We start from the raw sequence: 18,715 nt of genomic DNA on the forward strand, positions 1-18,715 counted from the left end.
TCTGTAGGGGAATTATATTTGGTTATGGATGACCCCCGGATTATTTCTATCTGGTGGGTCTTTTTTGTATTATTGGCGCTTGTTGTAATGAAAATAACCAAAGAGGTAAAACATAATGGAAATGACAAACTATTTAAATCGACAATTAGCAGGTGTTAAAGCTTCTGATATTTTGAATTTTGCAAATTTTGCACAACAAATTCCAAATATTATTAACTTCACATTGGGGGAGCCTGATTTTAATACACCAGAACATATTAAACAGGCAGCAATTCAAAGTATTCATGATGATCATTCACATTATGCACCAGCAAACGGTACATTAGCTTTACGTGAAAATGCTAGTACGTTTTTGGCAAATAAATATCAACAACACTATACACCGGATGAAATTATTGTGACGCAAGGGGCAACAGAAGCACTTTATACTGCAATTGTGTCAGTTTTAAATCCTGGTGATAAAGTTATTATTCCAACACCAACATTTCCCTTATACATTGCAGATGTTACGGTAGCTGGTGGGCAACCAGTATTGGTTAATACAGCAGCGACAGGATTTAAACTAACACCTGAGTTATTAGCAGAAACGATTACCCGTGAAGGTGAAGCTGTTAAGATGGTTATTTTGAATTATCCAAGTAATCCAACGGGTGTTGTGTACTCACCAGAAGAGTTAAAAGCTTTAGCAGATGTACTACGTGATAAGCCAATTTTTGCATTGTGTGATGAAATTTATAGTGAATTACATTATGATCAACCACATGCGTCATTAAGTGCTTATTTACCAGAACAAACAATCTTAGTAACCGGTGTGTCTAAATCACATGCTATGACGGGTTGGCGAATTGGTTTATTGGGTGCACCACAATCATTAATTAACGAATTAAGTAAGATTCATCAATTTACGATTACAAGTACAGCAACGGTGACTCAGGATGCTGCGGCTTCAGCTTTGGGGCAAGGAAAAGATGATGCGTTACCTATGAGAGATGCCTATAGTACACGTCGTGATTATATTTTGGCGACATTAGATGATTTAGGGTTTATAACGGTTAAACCAGAAGGCGCATTTTACATTTATACAAAAATTGCACCAGATTTGGAACAAGACGATGAAAAATTTGCTTATGATTTAGCAGAAAGAGGATTAGTTGCTGCAGTACCAGGTTCATATTTTGGCCCAGGTGGTGAGCATTACTTACGTTTGAGTTATGCAACGAGTATGGCTGAAATTAAGCAAGGTATGACTAATTTGAAAAATTATGTTGCACGACAACGTACAGAATAATTCAAAACTAGGAGATAAAATGACAAAAATATTATTATTGAGTGTACGACCAGATGAACGAGCTGCAATCAACGCATGGGCGCAACGACATCCAGATATCGATGTTACAATGTCAGAAGCAGAATTACATTCCGATACGGTTGAACAAGTTGCCGGATATGATGGTTTAGTAATTCAACAACGTAGTCAAATTGAAGCAGATGTTTACCCACGTTTGCATGCCTTAGGTGTTAAACAGATTACCACAAGAACAGCTGGCTACGATGTAATTGATCTAAAAGCAGCACAAGCAAATGATTTAGTCGTTAGTAATGTACCTGCGTACTCACCACGTTCAGTAGCAGAGTTGGCTTTGACACATACGATGCGTTTAATTAGGAAACAAGAATTAGTGGATCAACGTGTGCGTGAACAAGATTTTCGCTGGGACGGGTTACAAGGTAGCGAAATTCATTCGCTAACAATTGGTATTATTGGTGCTGGACGTATTGGAGGTACATCAGCAGGATTATTTCATGCATTAGGAGCGAACGTCATTGCTTATGATATTAAGCCTAATCATGACTTAGATGATATTTTAACGTTTAAATCATTAACAGAGGTGTTGCAACAAGCTGACGTTATTTGTTTGCATGTGGATTTAAACGAAACCTCAATAGATTTAATTGATGCAGATGCTTTGTCATCAATGAAATCAACTGCTTATTTAGTAAATGAATGTCGTGGACCAGTTGTGGATACTGATGCGTTGATTAAGGCATTGGCAAATAAGCGTATTGGTGGGGCAGCACTGGACACAATGGTTGGTGAAGAAACGTTCTTTAATTTCGACTTACGAGGTAAAGTATTACCTAATGAAAATTTAATCCGATTACGTGAATTTGATAATGTTATTATTACACCACACGTTGGTTTTTATACAAATATTGCTGTACAAAATATGATTGATATTAGTTTAGACGATACCTTAGCAATCATTACGGAGGGTAATTGTAAACACTTAGTTGGATAATATAGAAAAAGCCTAATCTCGTAAAAGAGATTAGGCTTTTGATTATGTTTCATGTGAAACATTAGCGACTACGAGCAGGTAGATCTAATGAAGCATCTGCCAATACATGACCGTTAATAGCTCGTCTGAAATCATTTAAAAAGTAACCGGGTGTCAAATCCAATTGATCGTCTAGCGCAAATACTTTTAATGTATAATCGTGTGTTTTATCAGGAGGCATTGGTCCAACGTATCCTTGTGTAAGTGCTGGATTATCTTGATGATATTGCGCATACTTTGAATTGGTTCCTGGTACGTATGAAATGTCACTGTGAGCTATATTTTCTGGAATATCTGCGACAGGTAAACTAGCAGCTAACCAGTGAATCCAAACAAAACCTGCCACTGGAACTGAATCATAATCAACAAAAACAACCGCAAGTGACCGAGTACCAGTTGGTATGTCAGTCACTTTAATTGGAAAGTTGGTTGTTGGTGTATCATCTAATCGGTTTTCTGCGGGTGCAAATTTTGCATATTTATCAGGTAAAAAATGATTATCATCTAGGGATACATGAATTTTCATAAAAATAGCCTCCGTCCTTATTTACTAAAGTCAATTTATCATAATAATGATTGTTAATTGTGAGATTGATTATTTTGTTTAATTAATTTAAAGTAACATCCTCACGAGCATGAATTAATTCAGTAATTAATTCGTTAACAGGTGTAGGAATATTTAGTTCTTTACCCATACGAGCAATTGCGCCATTTAGATAATCTATTTCGGTACGTCGTCCAGACGCAATATCTTGATGCATTGATGGATAATGATCACCGGCTTGATCAGGTGCAAGGGCGGCGTTAATTGTCGTTAAGGCAAGCTTTTCAGTTAGTGGAATACCTTTGGCTTTCGCTACTGCTTCGAATTCAAGGACCACTTTATCTGTTAAAGTAGGCACATAGTGACTCATGTTTAGATCCATTACTTTGCAATCTAGTAAGGTACAAAAAGTATTTAATACACTGTTAAGACAAGCTTTTTTCCAAATTGATAATAAAACATTGTCGCTTACGCGCGGATTTAATTTCGCATTAGTTAATGCGTCATTAATCGCGTTCAATGTTTCATGTGAAACATTATCAATTGCCTGGAATTCAATATAACCTGAACCATTTAAAATGATAGAACCGGGTCCTACTAATTCACTAGTCCATAGGGTCGTTCCCACTAATAAAGGTGACTTTGGTGCAAACTTTTGGATTGTTTCTAGGTTACCGATACCGTTAGATAGGCAAAGAATTGCTGTGTCTTTATCCAATAAGTGAGAAATCTTTTGCAACATATCTTCAAGCTGCATGGCTTTGGTGAACAATAAGATCAAATCATAGTTATCATGAATGTCCTTAGGAAAGGCAGCCGGAATTTGAACAAATTGTTGTGTATCGTTTATTTCAACAGAGAGGCCCTTATTGTTAATTGCCGCAATATGCTCTGGCCATAGGTCTAGTAAGGTGACATCATTGCCTGATTGTTGGAGCATGTAGCCAAAACGACTACCCATTGCGCCACTACCTGCAATTGCAATTTTCATGATATATCCTCCAATTTAGTTGGTTGTTTCACCAATTAGTAGTTCGGGAACTATGTAAACAGATTGGACAGTTTTTCCAGATAATTCGTCTAATAATAATTGGACCATCTGTTGTGCAATGTCCTTTAAGGGTTGTTTTACGGTCGTTAATGATTGTTCTGCTAGTTGATGTACATAAATGCCATCAAAGCCGACGATGCCGACATCACGAGGAACAGATAATCCTTGATGGATACAGGCACGCAATGCACCTAGGGCTAGACGGTCAGTAGCTGCGACAATACCGGTTTGGGGCATTAGCGATTGACCAATTAAAAATTCTCGTGAAACATGTTCATCATTAGCTAGCTTATATATTTGAATCGGTTTTTCAGCTGTTTGCATAGCTTGTCGATATCCAGCTTCTCGATTGAGTTCAAAAGCCTCGTCGACGTCCATGCCTAAAAATAAAATGTGTTGATAAGATTGTTTTAGTAATAGTTCAGTTGCTAATTGTGTACCGATAGTGTTATCGATATCGACAGCAGTAATGCCAGGCTCACTACCGTATATTACTACTGGGACTGATAAATTACGCAAAGCGTCATAGTCACTGTGACGAACACCACTGACTAGAAAGCCATCCACATTTGTGACGTCAAAATTACGTTCATGACGCATTTCAAGTGTGTAGCCATATGACTGTAGTACATCAGTTAAATGTATTAACAAATGAGCGTAATAAGGCTCAATTTCGTCAACATTGTCTAGTAGAATGAAGGCAATGTTATAGTGACGATGGTTGGCTAATGCACGACCAGCACGATTTTGAACGTATCCTAGTTGATTAATGACACGTTGTACTTCAGTTCTTATTTCCAAAGAGACTTGTTCGGGATGATTAATAACCCGTGACACAGTCATCTTGGAAACATGGGCACTACGAGCAACATCTGATAACGAAACCATAATATACACCCCAATAATATTGTTTAATGATTAAATAAATCATAACACGAATAGACAATAGCAAACGATTTGTTTAAACGTTGAATGAACATTGTGTGAAAAATATGTTAACGGTAACAGTGAAAATACACTTTCATAATTTGATCATAAAAGCTATAGTTTAACTTGTTGTTAAAGCGCTTACATGAAAAATCATTGCATGCAAGTAGATTAAGGAGTTAAATTATGGAATCATTTAAAAATAGTTTGGGGAAGAAACGTTTACCAACGTTATCAATTACAACTTTGATGTTGATGACATTTGGAAATCTAGGAACTTCGATGGCTTTTTCATTACAAAGTGCCAATATGGGACGTATTTTTCAAACTTTAGGGGCAGATCCTACTAAATTAGGGTTCTTTTTTATTTTGCCACCATTAGCAGGTATGGTTGTCCAACCATTAGTAGGGTATTTTTCTGATCGTACGTGGATTCCTAAAATCGGGCGGCGACTACCTTATCTAATTTTAGGTGCCACTGTGGCTATTATTGTGATGATGTTATTACCAAATGCTGGTTCTTTTGGTTTTAAAGCATCAACGGCTTTGTGGTTCGGGGCTGTTGCCATTTTATTTATGGATTTGTCTTCAAACATGTCAATGCAACCATTTAAGATGATGATTTCGGATATGGTAAATGACAGCCAAAAGGATATGGCTTGGTCATGGCAAACAATTTGGGGAAACATTGGTGGTGTTATTGCTAATTTATTTCCATTCTTTTTTACAGCAATTGGTGTTGCAAATGTTGCTGCTCAAGGTGAGTTACCAGCGTCGGTTAAGTGGTCATTTTATGTTGGGTCGATTATTCTAGGTATTTCTGCAGCATTTACGATTTGGAAAGTTGATGAATATGAACCTGGTAAATATGCTGAATATCATGGTATCGCTGAGAATGCTGAAAAAATTAATATGGTTAAACTTATCAAAAAAGCACCTAAAGTATTTTGGACGTTAGGCATTGTGCAATTCTTCTGTTGGGCAGGATTTCAGTATTTGTGGACCTATGGAACGGGGGCTATTGCACAAAATATTTGGCATACAACCGATGCAGCTTCAGGATCCTTTCAGTCAGCAGGTAACTGGTTTGGCGTGTTATCATCAATTGAAACAGTTGCTGCCATTATATGGGGATTGATGATAACGCGTTTGAATAATAAAACCCGTAAACCAGCTTATACGCTAGGATTATTGTTGGGTGCTGTTGGTTTCTTTATATTAGCAGTGACGGGTTCAAAGACCATGTCAGTAGTAGCTTTTATTTTGCTCGGCATTGCATGGGTAACGATGAATGCCATTCCATTTACAATTTTAACAAATGCATTGGATGGTAAGCATGACGGTACTTATATGGGGTTATTTAACACATGGATCTGCTTACCACAAATTGTGGCATCAATTGTATCATTTGCACTTTATCCATTGTTAGGTAACCAAATGCCACATATGATCTTGGTATCGGCCATATTGTTTATTATAGGTAGCCTTAGTGTGTGGTTCATTAAAGAATCTTCGGTTGAACGAGGCGATTCGTTTTAAAAAAATACTTTGTTGTTTTAATCATTAACGACTTCATTTATGCTAGTCAACATTATGGCAATTTAATAAGTGTTTACTGATAGAATATAAGTTGTGATGTTTTTATTGCAGTTATGAGCGGATGTAAATTTCTAAAAAAATAGAGCAGGTAAGAAATATTATTTTCTTACCTGCTTTTTAACTTATCGTTGTCTAAATGATGTCATGCTTATTAGCAAGAACTTTACGACGATACAGAATAATGATGACCAATGTAATATCTAATAATAATAGATAGATGGTGAAGGCAACATTACTAAATGACCAATGAGTTGTTGCAGCCAAAATACCAGTTGTTGTAGAAATAATACCACCTACGTAGTAAATCGGTGCTTCAGAACTGGGACGGATCCAAGCTTTCCGCAGAGTAGGTAAGGCAGCAATCGCATCACTGATAATCGAAAATATAATTGCTAATATAGGATTACTAGTTGCTAACCAAACGATTAATGCTAATATAGCAACCACACCACATAGATAATCTAGGGTTGTTAGCTGCCAATAGGCATCTCGATTAAACATAGAAGTAATAAATACTAATAAGGGCATAAAACCAGCCATAAAGACAGGCAAAATGGCCCAATTTATACCAGTATCAGTGATAGTAGCACCAACTGATATTAAGGGTGCGATAGCCCAAAGTAACCAAGTGACCTTGTTGGGTTGAACTCTACCTTGAATGGTTGCGATGAGATAAAATGACCCAAAGAAAGCAGAACACAAGGCACCAAAAATGACTAAGTATTGCACGATTTAATGACCTCCATTTAAAATCATATCTATGTGAGGAATATTATCCTCTAAGTAAACGTCTGAGACGGCTTTAAACCCAAATGATTCATAAAATGAACGCAAATAGTTTTGGACACCAATTTTAATCATTTTATTTGGATAAAGATGGTGAATTTCTGCAATAGTTGCAGTAACAATCTGGCGTCCGTAGTTCTTTTTGCGGTAAGCCAAGGGAACTAACACACGCCCAAAACGAATATAAGCATTATCACTATCCTTAATAATACGTGTATAGGCCAGCAGATTATTGTCTAATGTTAAGTAAACATGGTGGGCATTAAAATCGGCTTCATCAATTTCTTGATAAGCACAACGTTGTTCCACAACAAAAACCTTAGTACGTTCCTGCATGATCGTTAGTAATTCTAGTGGCGTAAGCTCAGATGTGGTTTTAATAATTAATTCTGGTTGTTGCATCACAATTATCCCCTTTGATATAGCAAGTAATTTTACATAGTCGCTAATTCTTAATATTAACATATTCGTGAAAATATGCAGTTGATTATTAGAAAAAAATGAACTTTCTGAAAAAATAACTTGACTATTATATATTAGTTCCGTTATCTTTAGATAAATAAACAAAAAGAGTGGGGAACCTTTTCGATGAAGAACGTATATTTTAATCACGATGGTAACGTTGATGATTTAGTATCATTATTACTATTACTACAAATGCCAGATGTTAATTTATTAGGGGTTGGTGTTACGGATGCTGATGGTTATGTTGATCCTTCAGTTTCAGCATCACGTAAGATTGTTGATTTGTTTGGTACTGAAGGTCGCAAGCCTTTGGATATTGCTAAGTCAAATTCACGTGCAATCCATCAATTCCCAGATGCATGGCGTTTGAGCTCATTTTCATTTGATGATTTCCCAATGCTAAATGAACACGGGGCACCTAAGACACCGGTAGCAGCCAAGCCGGGGCATTTGGATATGATTGATAAGATCAAGGCATCAGAAGAAAAAGTCACACTTGTGATGACTGGTCCTTTGTCAGATTTAGCACGTGCTTTGGAAGTAGATCCAAGTATTACTGAAAACATTGAAAGTTTGCACTGGATGGGTGGAGCCCTAAATAGCAAGGGTAATGTTGCTGCACCAGGTGCTGATGACACAATGGAATGGAATGCTTACTGGGATGCAGAAGCAGTAAAGCGTGTTTGGGATTCTGATTTGAAGATTATTATGGTTGGTTTAGATAGTACTGATCAAGTACCATTGACACCTGAATTACGTTTGCGTTGGGCAACGCAACGTCAACATCGTGCATTAGACTTAATTGGTCAAGGGTACTCATTAGTACATTCTTTTGAAGCTAACTCAATTTACTATCTATGGGATGTTTTGACGACATTAGCTAGTCGTTACCCAGAATTAGTTGAATCAATCCAAGTTAAGACAGATGTTATCACAGAAGGTGAATCAGAAGGTCGTACTTATCAAACAGATGAAGGTCGTGAAATTACCTTTATCACTAGTGTTGATGCTGATGCATTCTATGACAAGATTGATGAATTAGCTATATCAGCTGATTAATAAATAAGAAATTTGAAATTACGATAATCCGCATGGGTTATTGTAGTTTTTTTTTGCATGTTACAATGGAGTAATGGAATATTCAAAGGGGGAACTAATGATGGATAAGCAAACATTTATGGATAAAATTGCAGGTGGATTAATTGTTTCGTGCCAAGCATTACCAGGAGAACCATTATATACAGAAAAAGGTGGTGTTATGCCATTATTAGCGCTAGCAGCACAACAAGGTGGCGCAGTTGGCATTCGTGCTAATTCTGTACGAGATATTAAAGAAATCAAGGAATTAGTTGATTTACCTGTGATTGGTATTATTAAACGAGATTACTTACCTGAAGAACCCTATATTACGGCGACTATGCGTGAAGTTGATGAATTAATGACGGTCCATCCTGATGTCATTGCTTTTGATGCCACGTTACGGCCACGTCATGATGAATTAACAATTAGTGAGTTTATTGGTCAAATTAAGGCAAAATATCCAGACCAATTATTAATGGCTGATACAGCAACATTTGCTGATGGTAGCAATGCATGGAAAGCTGGTATCGATTTTGTTGGCACAACATTAGCGGGTTATACAGATAATAGTGAAGTAATTGATGGCCCTAATTATAAGTTTATTCAGCAACTTGTGGATGCTGGTATTGATGTGATTGCAGAAGGTAAAATACATACACCTGCTGAAGCAAAAAAAATCCAAGACATGGGCGTTGCGGGTGTAGTTGTTGGTGGGGCAATTACTAGACCTAAAGAAATTACAGAACGTTTTGTTCGTGAAATGCAATAATAATAGAAAAAAGCCGTTGTATAGTACAACGGCTTTTTAGTATTACTAACGATAATTAGAACATATTTTTAACTATATCGATGATCAATTAATTTTTCTAAAATTTTATTTTTTCTTGAATCACGAACAGCTTCTAGTTGACTATCTTCTAAATTATTAAAATCTTGTGCTACTAACAGTGCTTCTAGATATAAAGTTAATTGTCTTTTTATATAAATTTTGTTATCTTCATCTTTTTTTTGTACATTACCACCTAGTAATGCTAGTGCAAAAGATTCAGGATCTAACGTCACCATATCTTTTTTCATAATAAATTCTCCCGCTTAATTTGATTCAGCCGAACTATCACCAAGCTTTTGTCGCAAAGCTCTCACAACATCGTCGTGCTTTTTTTCTGTTAATGTAACTTTTTTAAAGAAAATAAATGCAGAAATAATTAGCAAAATCATGGGGATATAAAACATAAATGTTTTAAATTGTATTAATCCTGAAGCAGAAATATCACTTGGCTTTACATTACCTGTCATACCAGCCCCAATTGCAACTAATCCAACGATACCGTTGGAGAAAGCACCAGCTAATTTATCGATTAAAGGACGTACTGAAAGTGTAACAGCTTCGTTTCGTTTACCACTTTTTAATTGTCCGTATTCGACCAAATCACTAATTGTCATTAATGTTGACAAGAATATCATTGGGTATGGGAAGAAAATAATTGAAGCAGCTAACAATGCCAAGAACAAGTTCTGACCTGCAAAGGCAAATAGTATGAATCCAAGGAACATCAAACCAATTCCGCCAATATATACATATTTACGTGAAATTTTTTCTGCTAATGCTGGGAATGAAGCAACTGAAACAACACCCAATACACAGGTAATAATACCAATATATGAATATGCTTCTGCGTGCCCTAATACGTAACGGAAATAGTACAAAAGAAGTGAGTTGTTAATAACGTAACTAAAGGCAAATAAGAAATAACTCAATGCAAGCCACATTAATTGGTCATTAGAACCAATAACCTTAAATACATCACGGAATCGTGTATGTTCAACATTTTCTCGAATTAGATTTTTATCTTCCTTAACATTTCGTGCCAAGAAAATGGCACCTAAAGAGGCAAGTAATCCAATGACGATAGCATAACCTAACCATCCCATAGAATTTTGTTCGCCTTGTTTAGCACCAAACATACCAGAAAATAGGGTAACTAATGGAACGATAACAATAATAACGCTTTGTGCACCTAATGTAGATCCAAAACGTGAGAAGGTACCAAATTTCGTGCGTTCTTTACTATCCATTGATAATGCAGGTAACATCGACCATAAGGCAATGTCACTAAATGAATAAAAAACATCCAGAATTAAAAATGCAATACCAAATAATACTAAATAAAGCATTGGTTTGCTTAGAGCAAGGCCACCAAAATCAGTAAATATTAGAATTAACATTAAAGATGCAATAATTGTACCAGCTAGTAACCAAGGTTTGAATTTCCCCCATCTAGTCTTAGTATTATCAACAGCACCACCAATCATTGGATCAAACATAATTTCAGCAACACGGATAACGGTCATTAATAGTGTGACGTATCCGATCATTCTTGAATTAAAACCTGCATCGTTTGTTGTAAACAGTTGACTAGTAACAAACATTACAAAATATAAGCTTAAAGTATTATAAAATGCATCGTGTCCAAATGCCCCAAGCGCAAATGACATATATTTTTTCATCGTTTTTTCCTCAGTAAATGAATTTTTAGTATTGGTTCCTAGGCCACTAAATTTCTAAAAATTCATAAGCGTTCCGAAGAAAGTAAACGCTTACATGTTGTATATTAGCAAATCAAATTCTAGAGTGCAACTTTTTTCGTGAATTATTCACGGAATAATCATATTCAGATGTTCAAACAGATTATTTTAAATATTTTCAATAAATTTTTTAACAAATGGTAGTGCTGCCCCAACGGCAACAGGATGATTATGAGCTTTTCCAATTGATAAATAAGGGTTTTCTTTTGGAAATACGCTAATCTTTGAGATGCGATTTTCCAAATAATCTATATCATAAGGCCTTAAGTACATTGATAGTTCGCCAGCTAAGACGATTGGTGAATCAACAAACATATGTAAATTCATAATTGCTTCAGAAACGTTATCTAGATATTGATGCCATCTTTGTAAAGTAGGCTCATCTCCTTGATAAACTAGATTAAAAAATTGTGACAAAGTCTCTTCACCATCACTTAAAAGAGCATTAATAGCAATATATGTCTCGATACAGTTATATCGGCCACAATAACATGGACGTTTGTCATTCATTGCAATTGTAATATGTTCCATCGTCCCCGAACGTCCACGAGAACCATTATATATTTTTCCATCTACCATCATAGCTGTCCCTAAATGTGGGCCAATTGATAAGTAAATGGCATCCTCACGATGCGTAGAAATACGTTCTTCAGCTAAAGCAACAGCATCAGCATCGTGTAAAAAGGTGACGGGAAATGATAAATACCGTTGTAAAACATCCGTTGTCACGCCTTGCATAGGTAAAATTTGACTATAAATAATATTCTTTTGATTTTGTGATACTAATCCTTGAATACCAATTCCCAAGCCAGTAATACAATTTTCATCAATATTTTCTTGAATAATAAATGATTTAACTACCTGTGAAATTTTGTAATAATAATTATCTATATTTTTAAATACAATATTTGATTTGCATTCAGCAAATAATTCTCCACGAGTATTTAAAGCAACAAGTAGTATGTAATCACCAAATATAGCCATTCCTAAACTTATAAATGCATTATTATTTAATTTATATGCTTGTGCAGGACGACCAGTTTTTTTGGTCGTAAATTCACCATCTTTGACAATTAGGTTGCGATCTAATAACTTTTTTAAATTACTCGTAATTGTTGGTAAACTATGTCCTAAATTATCTGATATAACCTGTTTTGAAACTCGGTCATGTTGAAAAAACAAGTGAAATGTTTCGGAAAAATTATTTTTTTGTATGCTTTTCATTCCTTGGTCTTTCATAATTTCCTCCCGAAATATAGATATACCAAAAGCTTATCACTACTGGGTTTTATACGCAATTTCTCTCAATTAAGTAAAGTGATTTTATATAAATTAGTTGACATTATGAAAACGCTGTCATAAACTGTGACTATATTAAATAAAGTGATTTTACATAACTAGCGCTTAATTGGAAATTCATTATTATAGAATACAAAAAATTAAAATTTATAATGTGAGGTTTATTATGACGACAATTAATGATCGTTTGCGTCTAGACGGTAAAAAAATCTATGTTACTGGTGGGGCACAAGGTTTAGGTAAATCTATGGCACAAGGTTTGGCAGAAGCTGGTGCTGATATTGCTATTGTAGATATCCAACTTGAAAAGGCACAGGAAACTGCTAATGAAATTGCAGAATCTACGGGGCGTAAGGTAATCGCTGTAAAAGCTGATGTTACTAGTCCAGAAGAAGTAGATAAAATGATTAAAACAATTGTCACTGAACTGGGTGGATTAGATGTTGCGTTTAATAATGCAGGTATGGTAATTAATACACCAGCAACTGAAACATCTTTTGAACAATGGCAAAAGGTAATTAATCTGAATTTGAATGGTATTTTCTTAACATCACAAGCAGCGGGAAAGTACATGATTGAACACGGTGGTGGCTCAATTATTAATACGGCTTCTATGTCAGCTCATATTGTTAACCGACCACAACCACAAGCCTCATATAATGCTTCTAAAGCAGGTGTTATCCAACTTTCTAAGTCATTAGCTATTGAATGGGCTAAGAAAGGGGTTCGCGTAAATACGATATCACCTGGATATATGGCAACGGATTTGACACTTAGTTCCGAAGCACTTAAACCACTTATTAAGATTTGGAATGATTGGGCACCTATGGAACGTATGGGTAAGCCTGAAGAATTGCAAGGAATTGCTGTTTACTTAGCTTCAGATACTAGTAGCTTTGCTACTGGTGCTGATTTCCAAATTGACGGAGCCTTTACCGCTTGGTAAGCATTAAATAAAGTTGTGACTACTTCCTAGGCCACTAAACATATTTTCTGAAAATATTTTATAAGGACATTGAATAAATATGAATTATCTAATTGGAACCGATGTTGGAACATCTGGTGCAAAGAGTGTGTTAATGGATACTGATGGTAACCTTGTTGCACAATCTTTGGTTGAATACGATGTTTTAACACCTAAAAATTTATGGGCTGAACAATGGGCTCAAGTGTGGCTAGATGGTGCTAAACAAACTATTAAGCAAGTTATTGAAAAAAGTAAAGTAAATGCTTCTGATATTAAAGGGATTGGAATTTCAGCCCTTTATGGTGGTGCAGGTGTTCCTGTTGATTCAGAGGGTAAGGAAGTTCGACCAACTCTTATTTGGATGGACAGGCGTGCTGAAAAGCAAGTTCAGTGGATTAAAAATAATATCGACCTTGATCATTTATCAAATATTACGGGAAATGATGTTGTTGATCCTTATTATGGTTATACAAAAATTTTATGGATTAAAGATAACGAGCCTGAAAATTGGCAACGTATTAAAGAATTTTTACCACCAGATACATTTATTGTTAAAAGTTTGACAGGTGTTACAGCAGTTAATCATTCTGCAGCAGGTAATATTGGAGGTATATACGATATTAACCAAAATGCTTGGTCAGATGAGATGCTAGATGCATTAGGGATTCCTCATACAATGATGCCTGATAATTTAGTTACTGGTAATGATATTGCAGGTTATATAACAGCAGAAACTGCTAATGAATTAGGGCTTACGCCTGGAGTTCCTGTGATTGTTGGTGGTGTTGATGTTGGTGCTGCAAATGTCGGTATGGGAGTATTAGAACCAGGACGTTACGTTGCGGCTATTGGTACATCAATGAATGCAGCATTAGTTAGTGAAAAGCCAATTAAAAATAAAGGGCTTATTGTTTGGCCATATCCATATAATTCGCAGGATCTAAATTATAATTTTAGTGGTTCAGCTACTGCAGGTGGCATAACGAAATGGTTCCGTGATAATTTTGCACAACTTGAAGTAGCAGAGCAAAAAAATGGTGGCGTAAATGCTTATGTTGCATTAGGCAAAGAAGCTGAAAATATACCAGCAGGTAGTGATGGATTGGTTGTTTTGCCTTATTTTATGGGGGAACGTGCACCAGTATGGAATTCAGATGCTAAAGGGTTATTGTTTGGCTTATCACTATCGCACAGTAAAGCACATATTTATCATGCATTTCAAGAAGCAGTAGCATACGCGTTGCGTCATTCAATTGAATTGACGAATGAAAATCTAGGCGATTATATCGTAATTGCTGGAGGTGTTACGAACTCCAGGGATTGGGTACAGATGTTTGCAGATGTTACAGGTTATGCCGTGCGTACGCCGCTTGAAGATGCTGAAGCCAATTTGGGAGACGTTATTTTAGCAGGACTTGCAACAAATACGTTATCCTTAAATCAGGTTAAAGGATGGCAAGTTTTGGGTGAAAAAGTTACTCCCAACAAGAAAAATCATGAAACCTATAATAAATCTTTCAAATTATACAAAAAATTGTATACTGATTTGAAAGATGACATGAGTCTTCTAACAGAGATTAATAAATAAACTATAAGATATTTACACATTTAAAATACGAAAAAAGATGTGAGCCAGGATTAAACGGTTCACATCTTTTTTATTTAAAATAAATCGCATAATGCAATTTACATTTAGGATTAAAATCATAATGACATATAGGGCAGGCGTTTTGTGAGTATGCTTGAAAATTCATGGTGTGCCGACAATGACCACATAAAATTGCATTACAAGCTTTATCAACTGGGACAAATGAGTGGTCTTTTAATGCGTCATGACATAAATAGCAGGCAAAAAATTGTTGGCATTGGGCACAAGCTAATGCAACGACATCTTGCTGGCTGTGGTAGTGTTGGCAACGACCATCGTCATCTAGATTTAACCCATATATTTCATGCTTATTGGACGTTGGTTTTGATAACTTCGCCACTTGTAAATGATTTTGTATTGCCATTTTCATCCTCAATAATTAAACCACCATCACTGGCAATTTGTTTGGCAGTTCCTTTGATAGTTTGATTCCCTAATTTTAATGTGACGTGTTTTCCAATAACGTTGGAACGACGCCGATATTCAGCTAATAGCGTCGTAAAGTCACCGTGGTAATAGGTATTGATAATATTTTTAATTAATGTTGCTAATAAGAGATTGCGATTAATAGTAGTTGATTTGTTGATACTTTGAGCAATATCGGCTAAATTATCAGGAAAGTCCTTGGTCGTTAGATTTAGGCCAACACCCATGATGAAAGCTGAAACAGAATTAGATTCAAGTTCAACATTAGCTTCCGTAATAATGCCGCCGACTTTTTTATTATTAATAAATAAGTCATTTACCCACTTTAAATCGATTTGTTCTTTTGGGAAAAATGATTCTAATGTTTGGGCGATAACAACAGCCATATTAGTCGTTAATAAGCCAACTTGATTCCAGTTATCAGTCGTATTGGGTAAGATTATTGTAAAATAAAGACCACTTGTGGCAGGCGAATAAAAATGGCGACCACGCCGCCCGTAACCTGCTGATTGTGTTTCAGCAGCAAAAAAGGCAGGCTTGCTAATAGTATGCGTTGTTAAGTATTGTTTGGCTAAATGTTGTGTAGAAGTAACTGCTTTCTCAACAAACATGGCATCTATCAATTGTTTATCCATGTAATAGTTGACGATATCTTCATCTAAAAAAGGCGTTTCAATATATTGATAACCTAAATTTTTACGACTCTCAATTTGATGCGCTTTCTTTTTTAAAGCATTGATCGCTTTCCAGATACTTTCACGGCTAACATTTAAATCAGTTGCCAATTGATCACCAGATAACCAGTCCCCTTTATGTGCTAATAGTTCAAATAAAACTTTTTGTTTTGTTGTTGTCACCATCATGCTCCTTTTAAAATATCGTTTGTAAACTTGGGAGTTTTCTTAAGCGCCTTGCTAAGAAAACGGCTAAACCTGCTTTAATGATATCACCAGGAAGGAAGGCAAGGTTAGAAATAAGTGCTGTCCCTAGGGGCATGTGTGATTGTACGGATAGCCAAATTGAACCGATTAGATCAATAAATAAAACACCAGCCACAACGACAATAATAAATTCTAACCACCATGATAAATGTTGGTGTTGTTTTAGAATGTGTAAGATTGTGCCAAGTACGAGCGGTACTAGTAACCAACCCAATAAATAACCACCAGTTGGACCAAGAAAGATGGCAAAGCCACCACGGCCACCTGATAAGACTGGTAAACCAAATAAAGCAAGTACTAAGAATAATCCAATTGAGAGAAGGCTATACTTGGTGCCTAATAATTCAATTGTTAATAGAATGCCTAAGTTTTGAATAATAATGGGTACTGGAATAAATCCTAGTGGAATACCAGGGAAAAAACCTAAAATAATTAAAATAGCAGTCATCATGGCGGCTAGGGTTAATTTTTTAGTTCGTTGACTTGTCATAATACATATATGTCCAATCCTTAAAATTTAGAATAAATTCATTATACTAAGTTGTAACCCTTAAATCAACAAAAGGGTTACAAAACAAAAACACGAACTATTTTATTTTAAATAATAACAAAGTTAGTCATTTATTGCGATTTATAATGAAAACACATATAATGTTTGCTATAATTTTGAGTGTTGAAAAAATAATCATAAATTTTTTGAGGTGAATATTATCTATAAAACGGTATTAAAAGGTAGTTACTATACTGCCATTGATAAGAATCAAATAGATTATCAAATAGATAGTTTAATTTGTATAGACGAAAACGGGCAAATTGCTAATATTGTAAAGCCAAATAATGGTGATTATGAAAAAATACATCACGAGGCAGAACAACAAGGGACTTTGATGGCATTAACTAAGGACCAGGTAATTATGCCAGGATTTATCGATCTACATGTGCATGCACCGCAATGGCCAAATGCAGGTTTGGCATTAGATCGACCATTATATGAATGGTTGGATCAATACACTTTTCCATTAGAAGCTAAATTTAAAGATGCTGACTATGCGCATCTAGTTTACGATAATTTAGTTGAGACTTTGTTAGCAAATGGTACAACGACTGCACTCTATTTTGGGTCAGTTGATAATACTGGTAATGTTGAATTAGTTAAAGCTTGCTTAGATCATCATCAACGTGGATTTGTTGGGAAGGTTGTTATGGATAATCCAGCACAAACACCTGATTATTATCGTGATGAATCTGCACAAGTTGCATTAGATGAAACCGAAGCATTTATACATCAGGTTGAGCAATTAAATAAAAATGAAAAGATACCTGTGACACCGGTTATTACGCCACGCTTTCTACCATCTTGTACAGATGAAGTATTGGCAGGATTAGGTCAGTTAGCAACAAAGTATAATTTACCAATTCAATCACATTGTAGTGAAAGTGATTGGGAAAATGGTTATGCACTTGAAACGCATGGTCAGCGAGACGCAGCAGTTTTAGATGATTTTGGATTACTAACTGATAAAACAGTTATGGCACATGGCACATTGCTTAATGATGAAGATCTCGATCGTTTTAAGAATCGTGGCGTTGGGATTGCACATTGTCCAATTTCAAATGTGTATTTTGGTAATGCTGTTATGCCTGCTAAGAAAATTTTAGCTAAGGATGTAAAGGTTGGATTGGGTACTGATATTTCGGGTGGCTTTGACCCAAGTATTTACCAAAATATTCGTCAGGCAATCATGTCATCACGAATGCTTGATGAAGGAGTTGATAGTAAGTTATCTCCTGAATTGCGCGGGCAAGAAGATGCAGCAATTACTGCTCGAAATGCTTTTTATATGGCAACAGTTGGCGGTGCGCAAAGCCTTAACTTAACAACAGGACAAGTCAAAGTGGGGTATGCTGCTGATTTACAAATTGTTCATACAAAGTATCCAACATTTGGACATCAAGAGCCTGAAGATACGTTTGACAAAATGATGTATCAAACAACAGCAGCAGAAATTGATCATGTGATGACCCAAGGTATTTTTGTTAAGTAAAGTGTTTCACAT

19 protein-coding genes are annotated in these 18,715 nt (G+C 35.7%); 8 read left to right on the plus strand and 11 right to left on the minus strand.

Going from position 1 to position 18,715, the window contains the following annotated elements; translation table 11 throughout:
- Nucleotides 1-112: 112 nt before the first annotated feature.
- Both FFM55_RS00330 and FFM55_RS00335 read left to right on the plus strand, forming a co-directional pair.
- Nucleotides 113-1,288 (plus strand): aminotransferase class I/II-fold pyridoxal phosphate-dependent enzyme, encoded by a 1,176-nt coding sequence (locus tag FFM55_RS00330; RefSeq protein ID WP_170999642.1) that lies wholly within the window; start codon nucleotides 113-115, stop codon nucleotides 1,286-1,288.
- Nucleotides 1,289-1,307: 19 nt separating this feature from the next.
- Nucleotides 1,308-2,300 (plus strand): D-2-hydroxyacid dehydrogenase, encoded by a 993-nt coding sequence (locus FFM55_RS00335; protein WP_042492240.1) that lies wholly within the window; start codon nucleotides 1,308-1,310, stop codon nucleotides 2,298-2,300.
- Between the two features lie 61 nt (nucleotides 2,301-2,361).
- Here the strand turns inward: FFM55_RS00335 and FFM55_RS00340 are convergent, their stop codons facing one another.
- The 3 genes from FFM55_RS00340 to FFM55_RS00350 form a co-directional block, all read right to left on the minus strand.
- Nucleotides 2,362-2,865, minus strand: a complete 504-nt coding sequence (locus FFM55_RS00340) for a YbhB/YbcL family Raf kinase inhibitor-like protein (protein ID WP_042492238.1) — start codon at nucleotides 2,863-2,865, stop codon at nucleotides 2,362-2,364.
- An 82-nt stretch (nucleotides 2,866-2,947) separates the two neighbouring features.
- Nucleotides 2,948-3,874: a ketopantoate reductase family protein gene (locus FFM55_RS00345; RefSeq protein WP_137600348.1), complete on the minus strand. Its 927-nt coding sequence runs from the start codon at nucleotides 3,872-3,874 to the stop codon at nucleotides 2,948-2,950.
- Between the two features lie 15 nt (nucleotides 3,875-3,889).
- The gene (locus tag FFM55_RS00350) at nucleotides 3,890-4,822 is read right to left on the minus strand and encodes a LacI family DNA-binding transcriptional regulator (RefSeq protein ID WP_042492234.1); all 933 of its coding nucleotides are present in this window, start codon (nucleotides 4,820-4,822) and stop codon (nucleotides 3,890-3,892) included.
- Between the two features lie 225 nt (nucleotides 4,823-5,047).
- Between FFM55_RS00350 and FFM55_RS00355 the strand changes: the two genes are divergently transcribed.
- Entirely contained in the window at nucleotides 5,048-6,400 is a 1,353-nt protein-coding gene (locus FFM55_RS00355; RefSeq protein WP_081839279.1) for an SLC45 family MFS transporter, read from the plus strand.
- A gap of 192 nt (nucleotides 6,401-6,592) precedes the next feature.
- On the opposite strand, the gene FFM55_RS00360 is transcribed toward FFM55_RS00355, so the two are convergent.
- On the minus strand, nucleotides 6,593-7,189 hold the full coding sequence (locus FFM55_RS00360) for a hypothetical protein (protein WP_042492232.1): 597 nt from the start codon (nucleotides 7,187-7,189) through the stop codon (nucleotides 6,593-6,595).
- A 3-nt stretch (nucleotides 7,190-7,192) separates the two neighbouring features.
- Nucleotides 7,193-7,648 carry a GNAT family N-acetyltransferase gene (locus FFM55_RS00365; protein WP_042492230.1) on the minus strand — a complete coding sequence of 152 codons (456 nt, stop codon included), beginning with the start codon at nucleotides 7,646-7,648 and terminating at the stop codon, nucleotides 7,193-7,195.
- A 186-nt stretch (nucleotides 7,649-7,834) separates the two neighbouring features.
- Here FFM55_RS00365 and FFM55_RS00370 point away from each other — a divergent pair, with 186 nt between their 5' ends.
- Nucleotides 7,835-8,770: a nucleoside hydrolase gene (locus FFM55_RS00370; RefSeq protein WP_042492227.1), complete on the plus strand. Its 936-nt coding sequence runs from the start codon at nucleotides 7,835-7,837 to the stop codon at nucleotides 8,768-8,770.
- A gap of 100 nt (nucleotides 8,771-8,870) precedes the next feature.
- Nucleotides 8,871-9,560 (plus strand): N-acetylmannosamine-6-phosphate 2-epimerase, encoded by a 690-nt coding sequence (locus FFM55_RS00375; protein WP_042492226.1) that lies wholly within the window; start codon nucleotides 8,871-8,873, stop codon nucleotides 9,558-9,560.
- A 68-nt stretch (nucleotides 9,561-9,628) separates the two neighbouring features.
- Here the strand turns inward: FFM55_RS00375 and FFM55_RS00380 are convergent, their stop codons facing one another.
- The 3 genes from FFM55_RS00380 to FFM55_RS00390 all read right to left on the minus strand — a co-directional run bounded on the left by FFM55_RS00380 (nucleotide 9,629) and on the right by FFM55_RS00390 (nucleotide 12,616).
- Complete coding sequence (locus FFM55_RS00380; protein WP_042492223.1) at nucleotides 9,629-9,868, minus strand: hypothetical protein; 240 nt, start codon at nucleotides 9,866-9,868, stop codon at nucleotides 9,629-9,631.
- A gap of 15 nt (nucleotides 9,869-9,883) precedes the next feature.
- Entirely contained in the window at nucleotides 9,884-11,299 is a 1,416-nt protein-coding gene (locus FFM55_RS00385) for a glycoside-pentoside-hexuronide (GPH):cation symporter (RefSeq protein WP_137600349.1), read from the minus strand.
- A 186-nt stretch (nucleotides 11,300-11,485) separates the two neighbouring features.
- Nucleotides 11,486-12,616 carry an ROK family protein gene (locus FFM55_RS00390; protein WP_042492220.1) on the minus strand — a complete coding sequence of 377 codons (1,131 nt, stop codon included), beginning with the start codon at nucleotides 12,614-12,616 and terminating at the stop codon, nucleotides 11,486-11,488.
- 226 nt (nucleotides 12,617-12,842) lie between these two features.
- Here FFM55_RS00390 and FFM55_RS00395 point away from each other — a divergent pair, with 226 nt between their 5' ends.
- Together FFM55_RS00395 and FFM55_RS00400 are read left to right on the plus strand one after the other, a co-directional pair.
- Nucleotides 12,843-13,622 (plus strand): SDR family oxidoreductase, encoded by a 780-nt coding sequence (locus tag FFM55_RS00395; RefSeq protein ID WP_042492218.1) that lies wholly within the window; start codon nucleotides 12,843-12,845, stop codon nucleotides 13,620-13,622.
- Between the two features lie 79 nt (nucleotides 13,623-13,701).
- Nucleotides 13,702-15,231 (plus strand): FGGY-family carbohydrate kinase, encoded by a 1,530-nt coding sequence (locus tag FFM55_RS00400; RefSeq protein WP_042492215.1) that lies wholly within the window; start codon nucleotides 13,702-13,704, stop codon nucleotides 15,229-15,231.
- A gap of 70 nt (nucleotides 15,232-15,301) precedes the next feature.
- Here the strand turns inward: FFM55_RS00400 and FFM55_RS00405 are convergent, their stop codons facing one another.
- Genes FFM55_RS00405 through FFM55_RS00415 form a run of 3 tightly spaced genes read right to left on the minus strand, consistent with a single transcriptional unit; the run spans nucleotide 15,302 to nucleotide 17,148 of the window.
- Nucleotides 15,302-15,655, minus strand: a complete 354-nt coding sequence (locus FFM55_RS00405) for a CHY zinc finger protein (RefSeq protein WP_081839278.1) — start codon at nucleotides 15,653-15,655, stop codon at nucleotides 15,302-15,304.
- Complete coding sequence (locus FFM55_RS00410) at nucleotides 15,600-16,577, minus strand: biotin--[acetyl-CoA-carboxylase] ligase (protein ID WP_307722219.1); 978 nt, start codon at nucleotides 16,575-16,577, stop codon at nucleotides 15,600-15,602. The genes FFM55_RS00405 and FFM55_RS00410 overlap by 56 nt, the downstream gene beginning before the upstream one ends.
- 10 nt (nucleotides 16,578-16,587) lie before the next feature.
- Nucleotides 16,588-17,148: a biotin transporter BioY gene (locus tag FFM55_RS00415; RefSeq protein WP_042492211.1), complete on the minus strand. Its 561-nt coding sequence runs from the start codon at nucleotides 17,146-17,148 to the stop codon at nucleotides 16,588-16,590.
- Nucleotides 17,149-17,359: 211 nt separating this feature from the next.
- Between FFM55_RS00415 and guaD the strand changes: the two genes are divergently transcribed.
- On the plus strand, nucleotides 17,360-18,703 hold the full coding sequence (gene guaD / locus FFM55_RS00420; protein ID WP_081839277.1) for a guanine deaminase: 1,344 nt from the start codon (nucleotides 17,360-17,362) through the stop codon (nucleotides 18,701-18,703).
- The last annotated feature ends 12 nt before the right edge of the window (nucleotides 18,704-18,715 follow it).

Source organism: Weissella sagaensis (genome assembly GCF_005405285.1).
Classification (GTDB): Bacteria; Bacillota; Bacilli; order Lactobacillales; family Lactobacillaceae; genus Weissella; species Weissella sagaensis.

Coding starts and splice junctions, on each gene's coding strand:
- FFM55_RS00370 (WP_042492227.1), top strand. CDS start 7,835: ATGAAGAACGTATATTTTAATCACGATGGTAACGTTGATGATTTAGTA.
- FFM55_RS00385 (WP_137600349.1), bottom strand. CDS start 11,299: ATGAAAAAATATATGTCATTTGCGCTTGGGGCATTTGGACACGATGCA.
- FFM55_RS00415 (WP_042492211.1), bottom strand. CDS start 17,148: ATGACAAGTCAACGAACTAAAAAATTAACCCTAGCCGCCATGATGACT.
- FFM55_RS00410 (WP_307722219.1), bottom strand. CDS start 16,577: ATGGTGACAACAACAAAACAAAAAGTTTTATTTGAACTATTAGCACAT.
- FFM55_RS00345 (WP_137600348.1), bottom strand. CDS start 3,874: ATGAAAATTGCAATTGCAGGTAGTGGCGCAATGGGTAGTCGTTTTGGC.
- FFM55_RS00355 (WP_081839279.1), top strand. CDS start 5,048: ATGGAATCATTTAAAAATAGTTTGGGGAAGAAACGTTTACCAACGTTA.
- FFM55_RS00400 (WP_042492215.1), top strand. CDS start 13,702: ATGAATTATCTAATTGGAACCGATGTTGGAACATCTGGTGCAAAGAGT.
- FFM55_RS00380 (WP_042492223.1), bottom strand. CDS start 9,868: ATGAAAAAAGATATGGTGACGTTAGATCCTGAATCTTTTGCACTAGCA.
- FFM55_RS00395 (WP_042492218.1), top strand. CDS start 12,843: ATGACGACAATTAATGATCGTTTGCGTCTAGACGGTAAAAAAATCTAT.
- FFM55_RS00350 (WP_042492234.1), bottom strand. CDS start 4,822: ATGGTTTCGTTATCAGATGTTGCTCGTAGTGCCCATGTTTCCAAGATG.
- FFM55_RS00340 (WP_042492238.1), bottom strand. CDS start 2,865: ATGAAAATTCATGTATCCCTAGATGATAATCATTTTTTACCTGATAAA.
- FFM55_RS00365 (WP_042492230.1), bottom strand. CDS start 7,648: ATGCAACAACCAGAATTAATTATTAAAACCACATCTGAGCTTACGCCA.
- FFM55_RS00405 (WP_081839278.1), bottom strand. CDS start 15,655: ATGGCAATACAAAATCATTTACAAGTGGCGAAGTTATCAAAACCAACG.
- FFM55_RS00335 (WP_042492240.1), top strand. CDS start 1,308: ATGACAAAAATATTATTATTGAGTGTACGACCAGATGAACGAGCTGCA.
- FFM55_RS00390 (WP_042492220.1), bottom strand. CDS start 12,616: ATGAAAGACCAAGGAATGAAAAGCATACAAAAAAATAATTTTTCCGAA.
- FFM55_RS00375 (WP_042492226.1), top strand. CDS start 8,871: ATGGATAAGCAAACATTTATGGATAAAATTGCAGGTGGATTAATTGTT.